Annotated in this window: 17 protein-coding genes; 4 read left to right on the top strand and 13 right to left on the bottom strand. The window is 63.0% G+C overall.

Going from position 1 to position 17633, the window contains the following annotated elements; all coding sequences use genetic code 11:
- Window positions 1-11: 11 nt before the first annotated feature.
- Together trmFO and gluQRS are read left to right on the top strand one after the other, a co-directional pair.
- On the top strand, window positions 12-1349 hold the full coding sequence (gene trmFO / locus C8N32_RS06055) for a methylenetetrahydrofolate--tRNA-(uracil(54)-C(5))-methyltransferase (FADH(2)-oxidizing) TrmFO (RefSeq protein ID WP_107891581.1): 1338 nt from the start codon (window positions 12-14) through the stop codon (window positions 1347-1349).
- Window positions 1334-2176: a tRNA glutamyl-Q(34) synthetase GluQRS gene (gene gluQRS / locus C8N32_RS06050; protein ID WP_107891580.1), complete on the top strand. Its 843-nt coding sequence runs from the start codon at window positions 1334-1336 to the stop codon at window positions 2174-2176. The genes trmFO and gluQRS overlap by 16 nt, the downstream gene beginning before the upstream one ends.
- Here gluQRS and hisI read toward each other — a convergent pair.
- Window positions 2173-2529: a phosphoribosyl-AMP cyclohydrolase gene (gene hisI, locus C8N32_RS06045; protein ID WP_201132391.1), complete on the bottom strand. Its 357-nt coding sequence runs from the start codon at window positions 2527-2529 to the stop codon at window positions 2173-2175. The genes gluQRS and hisI overlap by 4 nt on opposite strands.
- A gap of 67 nt (window positions 2530-2596) precedes the next feature.
- Between hisI and C8N32_RS06040 the strand changes: the two genes are divergently transcribed.
- A complete protein-coding gene (locus C8N32_RS06040) occupies window positions 2597-3049 on the top strand; it encodes an iron-sulfur cluster assembly scaffold protein (RefSeq protein WP_107891578.1) in 453 nt (150 codons plus the stop codon).
- 85 nt (window positions 3050-3134) lie between these two features.
- Here the strand turns inward: C8N32_RS06040 and C8N32_RS15470 are convergent, their stop codons facing one another.
- The 5 genes from C8N32_RS15470 to sciP form a co-directional block, all read right to left on the bottom strand.
- Window positions 3135-3257, bottom strand: coding sequence for a hypothetical protein (locus C8N32_RS15470; RefSeq protein WP_274610743.1), 123 nt, complete (start codon window positions 3255-3257; stop codon window positions 3135-3137).
- A 187-nt stretch (window positions 3258-3444) separates the two neighbouring features.
- Entirely contained in the window at window positions 3445-5535 is a 2091-nt protein-coding gene (gene recG / locus C8N32_RS06035) for an ATP-dependent DNA helicase RecG (protein WP_107891577.1), read from the bottom strand.
- A complete protein-coding gene (gene ligA, locus C8N32_RS06030) occupies window positions 5532-7652 on the bottom strand; it encodes an NAD-dependent DNA ligase LigA (protein WP_107891576.1) in 2121 nt (706 codons plus the stop codon). Before ligA ends, recG begins: the two co-directional genes overlap by 4 nt.
- 63 nt (window positions 7653-7715) lie before the next feature.
- Window positions 7716-8426, bottom strand: coding sequence for a response regulator transcription factor CtrA (ctrA, locus tag C8N32_RS06025; RefSeq protein WP_107891575.1), 711 nt, complete (start codon window positions 8424-8426; stop codon window positions 7716-7718).
- Between the two features lie 116 nt (window positions 8427-8542).
- Window positions 8543-8812 carry a CtrA inhibitor SciP gene (gene sciP, locus C8N32_RS06020; RefSeq protein ID WP_107891574.1) on the bottom strand — a complete coding sequence of 90 codons (270 nt, stop codon included), beginning with the start codon at window positions 8810-8812 and terminating at the stop codon, window positions 8543-8545.
- 116 nt (window positions 8813-8928) lie between these two features.
- Between sciP and mnmA the strand changes: the two genes are divergently transcribed.
- On the top strand, window positions 8929-10068 hold the full coding sequence (mnmA, locus tag C8N32_RS06015; protein WP_107891573.1) for a tRNA 2-thiouridine(34) synthase MnmA: 1140 nt from the start codon (window positions 8929-8931) through the stop codon (window positions 10066-10068).
- On the opposite strand, the gene lpxB is transcribed toward mnmA, so the two are convergent.
- The 7 genes from lpxB to rseP form a co-directional block, all read right to left on the bottom strand.
- Window positions 10065-11147, bottom strand: a complete 1083-nt coding sequence (gene lpxB, locus C8N32_RS06010; RefSeq protein WP_242509553.1) for a lipid-A-disaccharide synthase — start codon at window positions 11145-11147, stop codon at window positions 10065-10067. The genes mnmA and lpxB overlap by 4 nt on opposite strands.
- A gap of 56 nt (window positions 11148-11203) precedes the next feature.
- Window positions 11204-12028 carry an LpxI family protein gene (locus C8N32_RS15285; protein WP_242509547.1) on the bottom strand — a complete coding sequence of 275 codons (825 nt, stop codon included), beginning with the start codon at window positions 12026-12028 and terminating at the stop codon, window positions 11204-11206.
- Between the two features lie 3 nt (window positions 12029-12031).
- Entirely contained in the window at window positions 12032-12829 is a 798-nt protein-coding gene (lpxA, locus tag C8N32_RS06005) for an acyl-ACP--UDP-N-acetylglucosamine O-acyltransferase (protein WP_107891645.1), read from the bottom strand.
- Between the two features lie 2 nt (window positions 12830-12831).
- The gene (fabZ, locus tag C8N32_RS06000) at window positions 12832-13290 is read right to left on the bottom strand and encodes a 3-hydroxyacyl-ACP dehydratase FabZ (RefSeq protein WP_107891571.1); all 459 of its coding nucleotides are present in this window, start codon (window positions 13288-13290) and stop codon (window positions 12832-12834) included.
- Window positions 13291-13358: 68 nt separating this feature from the next.
- Window positions 13359-13886 (bottom strand): OmpH/Skp family outer membrane protein, encoded by a 528-nt coding sequence (locus C8N32_RS05995; RefSeq protein WP_170106743.1) that lies wholly within the window; start codon window positions 13884-13886, stop codon window positions 13359-13361.
- A gap of 8 nt (window positions 13887-13894) precedes the next feature.
- Window positions 13895-16168, bottom strand: a complete 2274-nt coding sequence (gene bamA, locus C8N32_RS05990) for an outer membrane protein assembly factor BamA (protein ID WP_242509555.1) — start codon at window positions 16166-16168, stop codon at window positions 13895-13897.
- A 119-nt stretch (window positions 16169-16287) separates the two neighbouring features.
- On the bottom strand, window positions 16288-17625 hold the full coding sequence (gene rseP, locus C8N32_RS05985; protein WP_107891568.1) for an RIP metalloprotease RseP: 1338 nt from the start codon (window positions 17623-17625) through the stop codon (window positions 16288-16290).
- Window positions 17626-17633: the final 8 nt, after the last annotated feature.

Here is a 17633-nt window from a genome sequence, read left to right as displayed (position 1 = left end):
AGGGCAAGGCAGTGACGCAAACGCTGAATATCGTTGGCGGCGGGCTTGCCGGGTCGGAGGCCGCCTGGCAGGCCGCGCGGGCCGGGGCAAAGGTCGTTCTGCATGAGATGCGCCCCGCCACAGGCACTTTTGCCCACCAGACGGGCAAGCTCGCGGAGATGGTCTGCTCCAACTCTTTCCGCTCCGACGACGATGAGCAGAACGCCGTCGGCCTTCTCCATTGGGAGATGCGGCAGGCCGGTGGGCTGATCATGAGCATGGCCGATGCCCATCGCCTGCCCGCGGGCGGCGCGCTGGCCGTGGACCGGGAGGCATTCTCTGCCGCGGTGACGGAGAAGTTAATTCATCACCCGAATATAACCCTTCAAACAACTGAACTCAAAAATCTTCCCGGAGATGGAAGCTGGATCATCGCCACTGGCCCACTGACATCCGCCCCGCTGGGGGAGGCCTTGCGTGCGGAAACCGGGGCCGAGGCACTGGCCTTCTTCGACGCCATCGCGCCCATCGTCTACGCCGACAGCATCGACATGGAAAAGGCGTGGTTCCAGTCCCGCTATGACAAGGGTGAAACACCGCAAGAGCGTACCGCTTATCTCAACTGCCCGATGGACCGCGACCAGTACGAAGCCTTCATCGACGCGCTTCTGGCCGCTGACAAGACCGAATTTCACGCAGGCGAAACCGCCGGGTATTTCAATGGCTGCCTTCCGATCGAAGTCATGGCCGAGCGGGGGCGCGAAACCCTGCGCCACGGCCCGATGAAGCCCGTCGGCCTGACCAATCCGCACCAGCCACAGGTCAAGCCCCATGCCGTTGTGCAACTGCGCCGGGACAATGCCCTTGGCACATTATTCAACATCGTGGGCTTTCAGACCAAGATGAAATATGGAGCTCAGGCGGCTGTTTTCAAAATGATTCCAGGGCTTGAGAATGCGCGTTTCGCGCGCCTTGGCGGCATTCACCGCAATACGTTCCTGAACGCCCCCACGCTGCTCGATGACCGGCTTCGGTTGAAGTCGCGGCCAAACCTCCGGTTTGCAGGGCAGATTACCGGCGTTGAAGGCTACGTTGAAAGTGCCGCAATGGGGCTTTTGGCCGGGCGGTTGGCGGTCGCGGAAATGCAGGGCCGCACCCTGCCTCCAATCCCCCACGTCACGGCCACCGGCGCACTTCTCCATCACATCACGGGCGGAGCAGACGCGAAGTCGTTTCAACCGATGAACGTCAATTTCGGTCTGTTCCCCCCGGTCGAAGGGCTGCGCGGTGGGCGGCGCGGACGTCGCGATCGCTACAAGGCGTATACCGACCGTGCCAAAGCTGCCTGGCTGGAATGGCTGGCGGCGTAATTCGCACCCGCTTTGCCCCCTCGCCTACGGGGCTTTTGCATCTTGGGCATGCGTTTTCGGCCCTGACGGCAGCGGCGCGGGCAGATGTTTTTCTGCTCCGCATCGAAGACATCGATACCCCGCGCTGCAAGCCTGAATTCGAGGCCGCGATTCATGAAGATCTGCGCTGGCTGGGTCTGCGCTGGCCGGAGACGCCCCTGCGCCAATCCGACCGCCGTTCTGCCTATGACGCGGCACTGGCACGGCTTGCGGGCATGGGCCTCACTTATCCCTGCCGCTGCACCCGCGGCGATATTCGAGAGGCCCTTTCCGCCCCGCAAGGTACGCCGGTTCACGGGCCGGACGGGCTGGTCTACCCCGGCACCTGCCGCAACCGTCCGATGGCGGAAGCCGCCAGGACGGACGCCATCCGCCTGAACATGGCGCGGGCTCTGGACTGTCTGGAAGACCCCCCGCTGCGGTTTGTCGAAACCGGCCTTTATGCCGGTGTTCATACCGTTCCTCCCGCGCAGTTGCTCTGCCATGTCGGGGATGTGGTGCTCGCCCGGCGCGATATCGGCATTTCCTACCACATGGCCGTGGTGGTGGACGATGCCTGCCAGCGGATCGACGAGGTCGTGCGCGGGCAAGACCTGTTCGAGGCGACACAGATTCACGTTCTGCTCCAGACGCTTCTGGACCTGCCCACGCCGCGCTATCACCACCACCGACTGATCACCGATGCCGCCGGAAGACGCCTTGCCAAACGCGATGACGCCCGCGCCATTGCCCGCTACCGGGCGGAGGGCGCCACCCCCGGCGATATCCGCCGTATGGTTGGGCTTTAACGGTCCGGCGTCATGAGTTCGACTTCCTCCCCCCTGCGCAGGGCGGTGTAGAAACAACTGCGCCGGTTGGTGTGGCAAGCCGGGCCGGTCTGGTCGACAATCATCAACAGGCAGTCGCGATCGCAATCCACCCGCATTTCGACCAACCTTTGCAGATGGCCGCTGGTTTCGCCCTTGACCCAGAACGCCTGCCGGGAACGCGACCAATAAGTGACCCTGCCGGTCTTCAGCGTGCGCAGTACGGCCTCACGGTTCATCCACGCCATCATCAGAACCTGCCCATCCTCTGCCTGGGCAATTGCCGGTATCAGCCCGTCGGCGTTGAAACGCAGGGTATCGGGATCGAAAGCCATCGCGGCTTCTCCTTTGAAAACCTGTTTCAAGGAGGTAGGTATAGGGGATATGCCACGAGGGAAAGCCATGTCCGACGACTCCGATCTGATCAAACTGTATTCCCAGCGGATACTGGCTCTCGCAGCGGATATTCCGTATCTGGACCGGCTGGAGGCCCCGATGGGAGCTGCCCGCAAGCGCGCGCCGCTCTGCGGATCGACCGTTTCGGTGGATGTGAATGTGACAGAGGGGCGCGTCAGTGCCTTCGGGCAGGACGTAAAGGCCTGCGCCCTTGGGCAGGCGGCTGCCTCGGTCGTCGGGGCAAATGTGATCGGGCGCAGCCGGGATGAGTTGCAAACCGCCCGGGACCAGCTTTTGGCAATGTTGAACGAAGACGGTCCCGCCCCGTCCGCCCCCTTCGACGGGCTTGAGGTACTGATTCCCGCACGGAGCTACAGGAACCGTCACGCCTCCATCCTGCTCTGCCTTGAGGCGACTCTGGCGGCCTTCGATGCCGCCGAATCCATCGCCTGCGCATGAAAAAGCCGCCGCTTTGGGGAAAGCGGCGGCAGGCGCGATCCGAGGCAACAGGCAGGGGACAGGGCAGCCGTCGGAACGCAGGCAGTCAGACAAGGACCGGCAGGTGTAGCCCGACATAAAGCATGACACCCAGAGAAGCCGCCCCCAACGCGTCTTGCAACAGCGTGGCGTGGCAGCGCGTCAGTACATCCTTGAGGTCGGTCAACATGGCGCGTTCTCCTTATGGCCTCTTGTTTCTCTTTTGTTCTCATGATTCGGAAGGAATGTAAAGAACATTAATGGAACATAAGGGCAAACCCCGTTGATTAAGCTGCTCCGCAGGAGTTCCGGAAACCAGGGCGGTGGCCTGTCCGATCCGGCACCCCGGCGCATCGATGCCGCAGGGAAACCGCCAATTATCCGACCGAGATCAGCCGGATGGCCTTGTCCCGTTCCATCAGCCACAGCAACACGCGCGCCGCTTGCCCCCTTGGGCCGGACAGCTCCGGATCAGCCGACAATAGGGCGCGTGCGTCGCTTTGGGCGGTGGCCAGAAGCCCCGCCTGCCGCTCGATATCGGCGATATAAAACCGGGGCAGACCGGATTGTGCAGTGCCGATCAGGTCGCCCGCCCCCCGCAGGGTGAGATCTTCTTGAGCGATGCGAAAGCCGTCCTCCGTCTCCCGCAGGATTTCCAGACGGCGTCGTGCCGTTTCGCCAAGCGGCGGCTGATACATCAGCAGGCATGTGGATGCCGCCGCCCCCCGCCCCACGCGACCCCGCAACTGGTGCAATTGTGCCAGGCCGAAATTCTCTGCCCGTTCCACCACCATGATCGAGGCATTGGGCACATCTACCCCCACCTCGATCACCGTGGTTGCCACCAGAACCGCACTTTCCCCCGCTATGAAACGGGCCATGGCGGCATCCCGCTCGGCGGGGGGCATCTGACCATGTACAAGGCCGACCCGTTCCGCCCCAAAGGCGGCGCGCAGATTCTCGAAGCGTTGCTCGGCGGCGGTCATGTCCACCATTTCGGATTCCCCGACCAGAGGACAGACCCAATAGGCCTGCCGCCCCTCGGCGATCACCTGGCGCAGGCGGCTGACGACCTCTTCGATCCGCCCGGCGGAAACCAGCGCGGTCTTGACCGGCTTGCGGCCCGGCGGCTTTTCATCCAGCACCGATATGTCCATGTCTCCATACTGCGCCAGCGCAAGGCTGCGCGGGATCGGCGTGGCCGTCATCACCAGAACATGCACGCCCCGCCCCTTTCGGGACAGCTCCATCCGCTGGGTAACCCCAAAGCGATGCTGTTCGTCGACAATGGCAAGACGCAGATCGTGGAAAACGACATCCTTCTGGAACACCGCATGGGTTCCGACCAGTACCTGGATTTCCCCCGCAGCCAGCGCCAAAAGCTTCGCCCGGCGTTCCGCTGTCCGGTCGCGTCCGGTCAGAAGATCCAGCGTGACGCCCGCGCTTTCGGCCAGGGGACGCAAATTGTCGAGATGCTGGCGCGCCAGAATTTCCGTCGGCGCCATCATGACACCCTGCCCGCCGGCTTCTACCGCCGCCAGCAGCGCCATGAACGCCACCAGCGTTTTCCCCGCCCCCACGTCTCCTTGCAGCAGCCGGTTCATGCGAAGATCCGCCGCCATATCTGTGGTGATCTCTTCTATTGCGCGGATTTGCGCGCCGGTGGGGGCATAGGGCAGCGCCGCCAGAACCGTCCGGCGCAGGTGTCCCCCGCCGCGCGTCGGCTGGCCTTTGCTCCGACGCATGTCCTGCCGGGCCAGCGCAAGGGTCAGTTGATGGGCCAGGAATTCGTCATAGGCCAGTCGTTGGCGGGCCGGGGCCGTTGCGGCCAGATCCTGCGCGCGGGCCGGGCCATGGGCAAGCCGGATGGCCACGTTCCAGTCCGGCCATCCCTCGCGGGTTTTCAGCGCCGGGTCGATCCATTCCGACAACTCAGGCACACGCGTCAGCGCCCCCCGCATCGCGCGCTGCACGGTCTTTTGCGTCAGACCGGCCGTCAGGGCATACACAGGTTCAAAAGCGGGAAGGCCGGCAGCATCTTCAGGCGACAGAACGTGGTCCGGGTGGGGAATTTGGGGCTGGCCATCGAATATCTCAAGCCGGCCAGACACAATGCGCCGTGCCCCGGTTGGCAGCAGACGACGCAGATAATCGGGTTTGCCGCGAAAAAACACCAGTTCGAACTCTGCCTCGGCATCCCGGACCTGAACGCGGTAGGGGCGGCCCTTGCCGCGCGGGAGGCTGTGGGGGCCTACGGCAACCTCCACGGTCACAACCTCCCCCGGCGCAACGCCCCGTACGGAGACGCGCCGACTCCGGTCCACACCCGAATGGGGTAAGGTGAACAGCAGGTCACGCGGCTTTTCCACCCCGATCTGGGCAAAAAGCTTTGCCGTCCTGGGGCCGACACCGTCCAACCCCTCCAGCTCCGCGAAAAGCGGAAACAGGATATCCGGCCGCCCGCTCATGCCCCGATCAGCGCCAGCCAGCCGTCTTCGTCCAGTATTTCGATGCCCAGCTCCGCGGCCTTCTTCGCCTTGGAACCGGCCCCCGGCCCGGCCACGAGAATATCGGTCTTTTTCGAAACGGACCCGGCAACTTTCGCGCCAAGCGCCTCGGCACGGGCCTTGGCTTCCGCGCGAGTCATCCTTTCAAGCGTTCCGGTAAAGACGACCGTCTTGCCTGCGACGGGGCCATCCACCTGTCCGCGCGGGGTCGCATCCTGCACCGTGAGGTGACGCACCAAGCGGTCGATCGAGGCGCGCTCAGCCTCCTGGTGGAACGCGGTGATCAGTGAGGCCGCCATCACCTGCCCCACCCCGTCGATGGAGAGTAGGTGATCCCACTGCGCCCCTTCGCCCACGGTGGCGTTGGTCATCGCGGTTTCGAAGGTCCGCCATGTCAGGTAATTTCGGGCCAACAGGTTCGCCGCGCTCTCACCCACATGGCGGATTCCCAATGCATAAATCAGCCGCGCCAGGGGAATCTGGCGCGCATCGCGGATTGCTGCAAACAGGTTGGCGGCGGATTTCTCGCCCCAGCCTTCGCGGTTTTTCAACTGTTTCATGCCGCCGTGGCCGAAACGGTCCTCCAGCGTGAAAATATCGGCGGGTTCCGTGATCCAGCCGTCATTGTAGAATTGCTCCACCTGCCGGGCGCCGAGTCCCTCGATATCGAAGGCGCTGCGCCCGACGAAATGCTTCAGCCGCTCCACGGCCTGTGCGGGGCAAATCATTCCCCCCGTGCAGCGGCGGACGGCGTCCCCCTCCTCCCGGATTGCGTCGGAGCCGCATTCAGGGCAGGCATGGGAAAAAACAAAGGGGCGCGCGCCTGCGGGACGCCTGGACAGATCCACATCCGCCACTTTGGGGATGACGTCGCCAGCCCGGTAGATCTGCACCCAGTCCCCCTCCCGGATATCCTTGCCGCTGCGGATTTCCGCCCCGCTGGCATTGCGCCCGGCAATGTAATCTTCATTGTGCAGGGTCGCGTTCGACACCACCACCCCGCCCACGGTCACCGGATGCAGCCTTGCCACGGGGCTGAGCGCGCCGGTCCGTCCGACCTGGATCTCGATCTTTTCCAGCCGGGTCCAGGCCAGTTCGGCGGGAAACTTGTGCGCAATCGCCCAGCGTGGCGTCGTGGAACGAAACCCGAGGCGCCCCTGCAGGGCGAGATCATTCACCTTGTAAACCACCCCGTCGATATCATAGCCCAGCGTGGCGCGCTGTGCCTCGATGACGGTGTAGTGGTCCAGAAGCGCCTGCGGCCCGTCGCAAAGCCGCGTCAGCGGGTTGGTGGAAAACCCGAGCACGGCCAGCCGTTCAAGCGCGCCTTTCTGGGTGTCTGCCAGCGGCTCTGACACCATGCCCCACCCATAGGCAAAAAACTTCAGCGGCCGGGTTGCGGTGATGGTGGCGTCCAGTTGGCGCAGCGACCCTGCCGCCGCGTTTCGCGGATTGGCGAAGGTCTTGCCCCCGGCTTCCACCTGACGCGCGTTCAGCGCCGCAAAATCCGCATGAGGCATGTAAACCTCTCCGCGAACTTCCAGGACCTCAGGCGCGCCGGTCAGGGTATGCGGAATATCGGTAATCGTTCGGGCATTGGCCGTGACGTTTTCTCCGGTTTCCCCGTCCCCCCGCGTGGCGGCCTGCACCAGGCACCCGCTTTCGTAGCGCAGGCTGAGAGAGAGGCCATCGATCTTCGGCTCCGCGGTGAAGGGCAGCGGGGCATCCGCCCCCAACCCAAGATACCGGCGGATACGGTCGTCGAACTCCTGTACATCCTCGGCACTAAAGGCGTTTCCCAGGGAGAGCATCCGCTGTTCGTGGCGGACCTTTGAAAACCCGTCGGCAGGGGCCGCCCCAACACGTTCCGACGGGCTGTCCGCCCGCTTGAGCGTCGGAAACCGGACCTCGATCTGCGTGTTGCGCCGCTTGAGCGCATCGTAGACCGCATCCGGAATCTCCGGCGCATCGGCCCCGTGATAGGCGGCATCCGCCCGCGCGATCTCTGCGGCAAGGCGGGCAAGCTCGTCTTTCGCCTGGGCCTCTGTCAGGGCTTCGACGGGGGTGTCGGCATGCATGGTTGTCTCCCGGGTATCACGTTCTCTGGTGATACGGCGATGCCCGGAAGACGTCCAGCCGGGTCAGGCGTGCAGGGCGATGTCGGTGTTCGACGCCGGCTCCGGATCGCGCAGGACGTAGCCGCGCCCCCAAACGGTTTCGATGTAGTTTTCACCGCCCGTCGCCTGGCTGAGTTTCTTGCGCAGCTTGCAAATGAAGACGTCGATGATTTTCAGCTCCGGCTCATCCATGCCGCCGTACAGATGATTAAGGAACATTTCCTTGGTCAGCGTCGTCCCTTTTCTCAGGCTGAGAAGTTCGAGCATCTGATACTCCTTGCCGGTCAGATGCACGACCTGTCCGTCCACCTCGGCGGTCTTGGCGTCAAGGTTCACCGCCACGCGCCCGGTCTGAATCACTGACTGCGAATGCCCCTTGGACCGGCGGATGATCGCATGGATGCGTGCGACAAGTTCATCACGATGGAAAGGCTTCGTCAGATAATCATCGGCACCGAAACCGAAGCCCTTGATCTTGTTGTCCGTGTCGTCTGCTCCCGAAACGATCAGGATCGGCGTATCGACCTTGGCAAGGCGCAGTTGCCGCAGGACCTCATGCCCGGTCATATCCGGCAGGTTCAGGTCCAGCAGAATCAGGTCGTAATCATACAACTTGGCAAGGTCGATGCCTTCTTCCCCAAGATCCGTGACATAGACGTTGAGATTGGCGTGGGTCAGCATCATTTCGATACTTTTTGCCGTTGTCGGGTCGTCCTCGACCAGCAAGACTCGCATTCTGCTTCTCCGTTCCACGAAGTTTCTGTTTTCCTGACGCACCCTGTCGAAATTTGGTTAACCACACGTTATCGTCATAAAATATTTATTTTAATCTCTCTTTGGTTGTCCATCCTCTACTTCGTATTTCTTTTCGTGACTTTAAGTCCTTTCAGCCCCTCGACGTTCAGGGCCCGGATCCAACCCTCCAGTTCCTCTTCCGACAGGTTATAAAGAGACCGCGCCTCTTGTGCCGCGATCAGCCCGTGCTGCACCGCGTTCGCGACCACGGCCTTGCGCCGCGCCACCCACCGGGTCGTATCGGCGGCGGGCAGATCGCCCAGACTCAGATGGCTTCCATCCGGCAAGGTCACGGTGCGCGGCCCATCCGTGCGCTTGATATACATGTTGCCCCCTCGTTTTGGTTCAGAAGAAACTGGGGGTCACGTTTTAACAGCCGGTGAAACAAGGGGTTGAGAGTATCCGGCATTTTCCTATATTTGGACCTTTCCAGGAGACCGAGATGCCGCTTGACAGCCCACACACGCTGAATTCGCTTGGGTTTGCGAAACCGCCCGCCGAAACACGGGTGGTCGTTGCCATGTCGGGCGGGGTGGACAGTTCCGTCGTGGCCGCCCAACTGGTCGGGGAAGGCTATGATGTGGTCGGCGTAACGCTTCAGCTTTACGATCACGGCGCGGCCTTGGCGAAAAAGGGCGCCTGCTGCGCAGGGCAGGACATTCACGATGCCCGCCGCGTGGCTGAGGCCATGGGTTTTCCCCATTATGTTCTGGATTATGAGAATACCTTTCGCGACGCGGTGATCGAAGAATTCGCAGATAGCTATCTTGCCGGCGCGACGCCGGTGCCCTGCATTCGCTGCAACGAACGGGTAAAGTTTCGTGACCTTCTGGAAACCGCCAGGGATCTGGAGGCCGACTGCATGGCCACAGGCCATTACATCCAGCGCAGGATGGGGCCAAATGGCCCGGAATTGCACTGCGCTGCCGATCCTTCCCGCGACCAGAGCTATTTCCTCTTTTCCACCACGTCCGAGCAGTTGTCCTATCTGCGTTTTCCGCTGGGGCACCTGCCCAACAAAGATGCCACCCGCGCACTGGCGGCAAAATACGGGCTGCCCGTGGCGGACAAGCCCGACAGTCAGGACATCTGCTTCGTGCCCGAGGGCAACTATGCCTCGGTGATCGAAAAGCTGCGCCCCGGCGCGGCGGAACCGGGGCAGATCGTCCACGCAGACGGGCGCGTTCTGGGTCGGCATGACGGGGTCATTCATTACACCATCGGGCAGCGGCGCGGGCTTGGCATTGGCGGGCTGTCGGACCCGCTCTACGTGGTTCGGCTGGATGTGGAAAACCGCAAGGTGGTTGTCGGGCCGAAAGAGATGCTGGCAACCCGCATCGTCCCGGTACGGGAGATCAACTGGCTCGGCGATGCGCCGCTGACGTCCCGTTCCGAATGGGCGGTGTCGGTCAAGGTGCGCTCCACCCGCCCCCCGCGTGAAGCGATCCTGCGCCCGGTCTCGGACGCCGAGGCCAAGGTCGAACTGCTGACCCCCGAAGAAGGTGTCAGCCCCGGACAGGCCTGCGTGTTTTATGAAACCGGCGGCACACGGGTTCTGGGCGGCGGCTGGATCTGTCGCTAAAGCCCGTTCAGCACCGCGCGCGCGGCCCGTACCCCCGGGTCCTCCCCCCCCTGCCCGAGCCGCTGCATCGTGATCTGTGCTGCTGTGGCCTGTGCGGAACGGGCGGCAGGGTCCTCCAGCAGCGCCCCAAGCGCCCCGGCAATCTGCGCAGGCTGACACCGTTCGCCCAGAAATTCCGGTACCGCACGGGTTTCGCTCACGATATTGACCAGCGTCACCGTATCGATCCGCAGTATCCGGGCGAGGATCTGACGCGTCAGCCAGTTCATGTCATAGGCAATGACCATCGGCGTGCCCGCCGCCGCCAGTTCCAGCGAAACCGTCCCCGACGCCGCCAAGGCCACGTCCGCCGCGCGGAAGGCTGCCCCTTTCTCCATGCCCTGGCCCCGCAGGACCACCGGTGCGCCGGGCCAGTTCCGAACAAGCCGCGCAACCGTATCTGCCACCGGCGCGGGGCTGGGGACAACGATGCGGGCCTGCGGATAGCGCGCCAGAACCGGATGCAATGCCGCACCGAAAACCGGCGCCAGCCGCGTGACCTCCCCCATGCGGGAGCCGGGCAACGCCAGAAGCAACGGCGCGTCGCCCACCCCATGGTCGGCACGAAACCGTGCGACATCCTGCGAACTGGCTTGTGGGCGGGTGGCGACCGGATGACCGACAAAGTCGCACCGCATGCCCTCGGCCTCCATGTAAGGGGGCTCGAACGGAAACAGTGCCAGAACATGGTCGATGACCTCCGCCATGCGAACGGCGCGGCGCGGGCGCCATGCCCAAACCGTGGGCGCGACGTAATGCACCGTGCGGATACGGCTGGCGGCCTTGACACGACGGGCGACACGCAGGCTGAAATCCGGACTGTCGATGGTGACAAGCGCATCGGGACTTTCGTCCAGGATCGCTTGCGCACATTGCCGGATACGGCGCATCAGATGGCGGTAGCGGGGCAAGACCTCTGCCAGTCCCATGACCGAAAGCTCCTCCATGGGGAAGAGACTCTCCAGCCCCGCGGCCTGCATCAGCGGACCGCCCACGCCGCAGAACCGCACCTTCGGGCAAAGCTGGCGCAGCCCCCTCATCAGCGCGGCGCCAAGGGCATCGCCCGAGGGTTCGCCGGCGATGAGAAAAAAGCGTCTCACGGCTGTCTGACCCACAGGAAAAGGCCCGTATCGCGCAGGCGAGTCTCCACATCGTTGCTGTCCAGAACCATGACGCCGCCCGCCTCGAGGACCACGCCGGCCAACCCGGCGGCAGCTGCGTTGGAGATCGTGTCTGGCCCGATGGCGGGCAGATCCACACGACGGTCCTGGCCCGGCTTGCAGGCCTTGTACAGGATTCCGCGCGCGCCCTTTGGATCCGGGCGGCGGGCATGGGCCACATCGGCCACCCAACCCAGCATCGCGTCCGTGCCCGGCAACGTTTCCAGCGCAAGGCATTGCCCCTGCGCAACCACCGCCCCCTGCCCCACATCCGCCTGCCCCAACAGCGCCACCAGATCGGCGGCACGGGCGGCATCGGCCTTGTCCTGCCGCGACGGTTGCGGCCCGGTGACGCCGGGGGCAGGCAACAGGTCCGGGCAGATCGTCTCGGCCCCGGTGACCTCGAACGCGTCTTCCTCGAACAACGCGATGACCGTACGCAAAAGCGCATCATCCCCCTGCTGCAAGGCAGGAAGAACCCGCGGCAGAAGCATCGCGGTTTTCGGATCGATCTTTTCCGGTTCCAGCCGCACACGCGTCAGGGCTCCGGCCAGAACCACGCGGGTCACTCCCAATTCGTGCAGGCGGTCGTGAAACAACGCCAGCCTCTCCACCGCGAAAGGCTCCGCCGCCCACTCTGCGGGCACCTCGGCCCCGGCACCCATGACAGGCGCAAAGACAAAGGGCACGCCCCGATCCGTCAAGGCCCGGCCCAGTATCAGCGGCAATTGCCCGTGTCCGGCGATGATCGCGGTTTTCATGCCTCACCTCGGGGTCAGGAAGGAACGGTCGCTCTCGCCCAGGATGAATTCCGCCATTTCACGTACATAGGCGCTGTCGGAGTCGTCGAACAGGCGGCGGGCACGTTCGGCGAAAGCGCCTTCGCCCTGGGCGAGTTCCTGGTAGGCGGCACGCAGGGCGGAAATATCTGTCCGCGCCACGCCCCGGCGCTTCAGCCCCACAAGGTTCAGCCCGTCCAGAACGCCACGCGGCCCCTGCACCAGACCATTGGGAATCACATCATTTGCCACCATTGTCACCGCACCGATAATCGCGCCGCGCCCAATGCGTACGAACTGGTGAATGCCCGACAGCCCGCCGATGATGACATCATCCTCGATGATGCAATGCCCGGCCAGCGCGGCATTGTTGGCCATGATCACACGGTTGCCCACCTGTGCGTCGTGGCCGACATGGGCGCCAGTCATGAACAGGCAGTCATCGCCAACACGGGTGATGCCGCCACCGCCCTGGGTTCCGGTGTTCATCGTCACGCCTTCGCGGATACGGTTGCGCGCCCCCACGACCAGGCGGGTTTCTTCCCCCTTGAATTTCAGATCCTGGGGGATATCCCCAATATTGGCGAAGGGAAAGATGACGGTTTCCTCTCCGATTTCGGTCAATCCGGTGATAACGGCGTGGCTTTTCACCACCACGCCCCGTCCAAGGACGACCTTGGGACCGACCACCGAAAACGGCCCGATGCGGCATCCGGGGCCGAGGCTTGCACCCTCATCGACCACTGCCGAGGGATGTACCTGCGCTGTGGGGTCGATCGGCATCATCAGTCCTTCGGCAGATCCATCATGGCGGAAAATTCCGCCTGGGCGGCCGCTTCGGCCCCGACCTTCGCCTCACCCACGAACTTCCAGACCTTGCTTCCCCCGCGTGTGGCGCGGACGTGCAGTTCAAGAACATCGCCGGGCACGACCTTGCGGCGGAACTTGGCCTTGTCGATGTTCATGAAGTAAACCAGCATGTTCTTGTCGGCCATATCCAGCGATACGCCCACCATCACAGCCGCCGTCTGGGCCATTGCCTCGATGATGGTGACGCCGGGCATGATCGGTGCGCCGGGAAAATGGCCCTGAAAATGAGGTTCGTTGAAGGTAACGTTCTTGAGGCCCACCGCGCTTTCGCCAGGAACGATATCGATGACCTTGTCCACCAGGAGAAACGGATAACGATGTGGAATGATCCGTTGGATCAGGTGAATGTCGGCCTCTTTCGGACAATCGGTCATGGGTGCCCCCGGCTTTGGTTTTGTTGCAGTCCGGGTTAGCAACTTGCCTCGCCCGGTACAAGCGTGCCCTATTGAGACGTTTCGCCAAGGCGCGCGTCGATCCGGGCGATGGCCTCGTCGGTGATGTCGATCTGGTCCGCCGACAACACAACCGCGCGGGTTTCCAGTACCGCCACCGCACGGCGTTCGCGGACGATCTGTGTCAGGATCGGAACGATGGCCTGAAAGAACTCCTGCTGGGCAACCTCACGCTTCTGGGCCAGCGCACGGGTTTTTGCATCTTGCGCCTGCCGAATGGAAATGACTTTTTCATCAAAGACTTGTGCAAGGTTCCTGAAGTCCTCCGGCGGCAAGCTGGCACGCTGATCGGTGAGGGCGCGCTCCTCCTCGATCAGTTCTGCCTCGATCTCACGGTTCTCGGCGGCCAGCGTGGTGGATTCCTCATGGATCTGTTTCAAAAGCGCGGCGCCATAGGCGGAGTCGGTGAATAGACGCTCCTGATCGACGGTGACGATGGGGGTGGACAACACCGGTTCCTGGGCGCACACCGGGGAATATCCCCCCAGCGCCACCGCAAAAACCGCAATGCCAGCCATGCGCCACATCAGAACCGGGTCGAAATCGTAAGATCGAAGGTCTGCTCCTCGTCGTAGTCTTCCTTCATCAGCGGCGCGGCGAAATTGAACCGCAAAGGCCCGATGGGCGTGGTCCAGAAAATGGAAACCCCGACAGCCGAGCGCAGGTTGAAATCGTCATCCACGCGGCCGTTATCGGTATTGTCCAGAGACCAGACCGTCCCGAAATCTGCGAAAAGACCGCCGGTGATACCGTATTCTTCGGGCAATCCAACGGGGAACTCGGCCTCGAACCGGGCCACGGCGAACATGTTGCCGCCAAGCGCCTCGCCATCGTCTTCCGCCGGATCGCGCGGGCCAAGCCCGTTGGGCTGGAAGCCACGCATCTTGCCGTTAAGGGTGTAGCGGTTTGTCACCCGGCTGTTCCCGCTGAGCATGTGCAACGCACCGCCTTCCAGCTCCGCACGCAGGGTGACCTCTTCGTTCCATACGCGGGTCTGCCCCCCCAGCAGAGCGGTCGTCTCTATATACTCGCTGTCTCCCCCCAGACCGGCAAAATCCTGGCTGAATCGAAACACGATGCCCGCATTCGGGTTCAGCCCGGTGGTTCGGGTATCGTAGCTGTAGGTATAGCCCAGCTTGGACGCGATCAGGGCATTTTCCTCGGCCTCGGCGGCGATGATGTTGGACTCGCCCGTGTAGTCATAGAGGCGGTCTTCCTCAAGCGTGTAGCGAAGTTCGAGCCGCCCGTTCTCACTGATCGGGAATTCCAGAGAAGGCTGGAGCCGGATGCGATGGGTCTTGTAAAGCTCATCGTCCTGGTCGTCCGATACCGCGTAGGACGCATCGAAGGCAAAGCGGACATTGCGCCCCAGAAAGGCAGGCTCGGCAAAACGGAAACGCGACACCGCGTTGTCGGCCCCGGTATTGACCGAAAAGTTCAGATGCTGCCCGCGGCCAAGAAAGTTGCGCTCCGAGAACGACAGAGCCGCACCCGGCCCGGACGAAGCCGAGTAGCTGAGCCCGAAATTGAGCGACCCTGTCGGCTGTTCCTCCACATCGACATCGACGATGACCTGCCCCGGCGAGGTTCCCTCCCGCGCTTCGACATCTGCCTTTCTGAAAAACCCGAGTGCCCGAATACGCTCGGCGGTTTCGCGGATCTCACGGGGGTTGAAAGGATCGCCCTCGACGGTACGGAACTGGCGGCGCACGACACGGTCCAGCGTGGTGGCGTTGCCCTCGATATCGATACGTTCCACGAAAATGCGCGGCCCCCGCACGACGCGGAAATCGACATCCAGGGTCAGGTCGCGGTCGTTACGGGTGACCTGCGGATCGATGCGGATGAAATCCAGCCCCTTCTGGATGGCAAGACGCTCCAGCCGGGCGATGGTATTTTCCACCGCCTGCGGAGAATAACCCTGCCCTTCGCGAATCCGAATGGCCTGTTCGAACGCTTCCGGGTCCACTTCGCTCAAGTCGCTGCTGGCGGTGATTTCACCGAACCTGAACGGTTGTCCCTCCCGGATATTGAAGGTGATAAGGAACGCATCGCGTTCACGGGTCAGTTCGGAATTGACCGAAAGCACCTCGAAATCGATGAACCCGCGGGAGGCATAAAAATCCCTGAGAACCTGTTTGTCGAACTCGATGCGGTCGGCAATGAAGGTATCGCTGCGCACGAACATGCGCAAAAGTCCGGCCTGCTTGGTTTGCAGCGCCCGGCGCAGGCGACGTTCGCTGAAGCTGCGATTCCCGACAAAGGAAATCCGCTCCACCTCGACGACCTTGGACTCCGCGACCTCGAACACAAGATCAACGCGGTTCTCGGAACGGCGGATGATCTTCGGCGTTACCGTGGCGGAGATGCGACCGGTCTGTTCATAGGCGGTGGCGATGGTCGCGGCATCCGCCTCGGCCAGGGCGGGGCTGTAAACCCGGCGCGATCTCGACTGGATGATATTTTGCAGGTCCTCATCCTTGAGCGCGCGATTGCCTTCGATATTGATAACGTTGATCGTGGGATATTCGCTGACCTTGACAACAAGCGTGCTGCCACGCGGCACGATTTCAACGGTTTCGAACAGGCCGCTGGCAACGATGCGCTGATAGGCATCGTTCAGTTCCGCTGCGGATATGTTCTGCCCGCGCCCGATCCCGGCATAGCTGAGGATGGTCTCCCCTGCGACGCGCTGGTTGCCCTCGATCTCCACTTGGGTGAATCGGTAACTCTGCGCTGCCGCCGGGGGCACCATGTCCACGGGTACGGACACCGCGCCGATCACTGCCGCAGTCAGCATCCATTTTGCCCGCCGCGACAGGGTTGCCGCCTTGCCATTCCTCTGGGTCATTGCGCTCCCCGCATCTCGCATGTTCACGCGCTTTGCTAGCCGCTTAACCCGTCCTTGTCAAAACAGGATCAGCGGCACACCATATCGTTGAAAATGGCAAACCCCATCAACATGACGAGCATTGCAAACCCGAAGGCCATCATGGCCTGCATCGCCCGTTCGGGCGGCGGGGCCCCGGCGATTGCCTCATAAGCGTAAAAGACCAGGTGCCCCCCATCGAGAACCGGCACCGGAAACAGGTTCAAAAGCCCTATCGCGACGGAAAGCATGGCGATGAGCCAAATGAAACTGGAAGGTCCCTGAGCCGCCGCCGCGCCGGCGCTTTCGGCAATGCCCAAAGGCCCGGACAGGTTGCAGGAACTGATCGCCCCGGTCACCATATGATAAAGTCCCGACAGGCTGGCCTGAATGATATAGACGATCTGGTTGCCCCCGTAGGCCAGCGCCTCGATCACGCCGGGGGTCCGGGTTTGCGGGGAGAAGGCCAGCGCGCCGGTCATGCCGATCAGCCAGCGCGTCTCAAACCCGCCATCGGGCTGCGGCAGGTCGACCGAGCGCGGCGCCAGCGTAACGGCAAACTCCCTGCCATCTCGCCACACGCCCAACACCATCGGTGCGCCGCCGCCCGTGTTCACCACCTGCTGCATTTGCGGGAATGCGGAAATCGGCTGCCCGTCGATCGACACGATTACGTCACCGGGCTTCAGCCCGACCTCCCCGGCCGGAAGGCCGGGTTGTACCTCGTCGATGATCGGTGGAAACGGATGCGTGCCAGTAATTTCGCGGGTTTCCCCCCCCTGCCGAAGCCGATAAGTCACCGCGCCACCGGGCGGCAGCCCCCCCACCACCCCGTAGAAGCTGGCGTAATCCGGCGTCGCCTGCCCGTTGATCGCCACGATCTCGTCCCCCGGCTCCAGCGCCGCCACCGCCCGCGGCAAAGGCTTCAACTCACCGACCGTGGGCGGCTCAATCGCCGTGCCGCGCACCAGCGAAAGTGCCGCAAACACTACCACCGCCAACAGGAAATTTGCCAAAGGCCCCGCCGCCACTGTCGCCGTGCGGGCCCAAAGGGGCGCACCATGCATGGTGCGGCGCCGGGTTTCAGCCCCCATCGCCTCGATCGCGCGGCCATCCTTGCCGCTGGCGGCGTCGGAATCGCCCAGGAAACGAACGTAGCCCCCGAAAGGCAGCGCAGCGATCTGCCAACGCGTCCCGCGCCGGTCCACCCGTGAGGTAAGAACCGGACCGAAGCCTATGGAAAACACCTCCGCATGGATACCGCACCAGCGCCCGACGATATAATGCCCGTATTCATGAATCGCCACGATCACGCTCAACGCGACAACGAACGCCCCCCCTGTGAAAAGGAGGTTCCCGAATGACGGAATCAATGTGAGGATATCCAAGAGCTTTC

It is taken from the genome of Rhodovulum imhoffii (assembly GCF_003046545.1).
Taxonomy (GTDB): domain Bacteria; phylum Pseudomonadota; class Alphaproteobacteria; order Rhodobacterales; family Rhodobacteraceae; genus Rhodovulum; species Rhodovulum imhoffii.
This window is presented reverse-complemented; position numbering and strand designations above follow the sequence as displayed.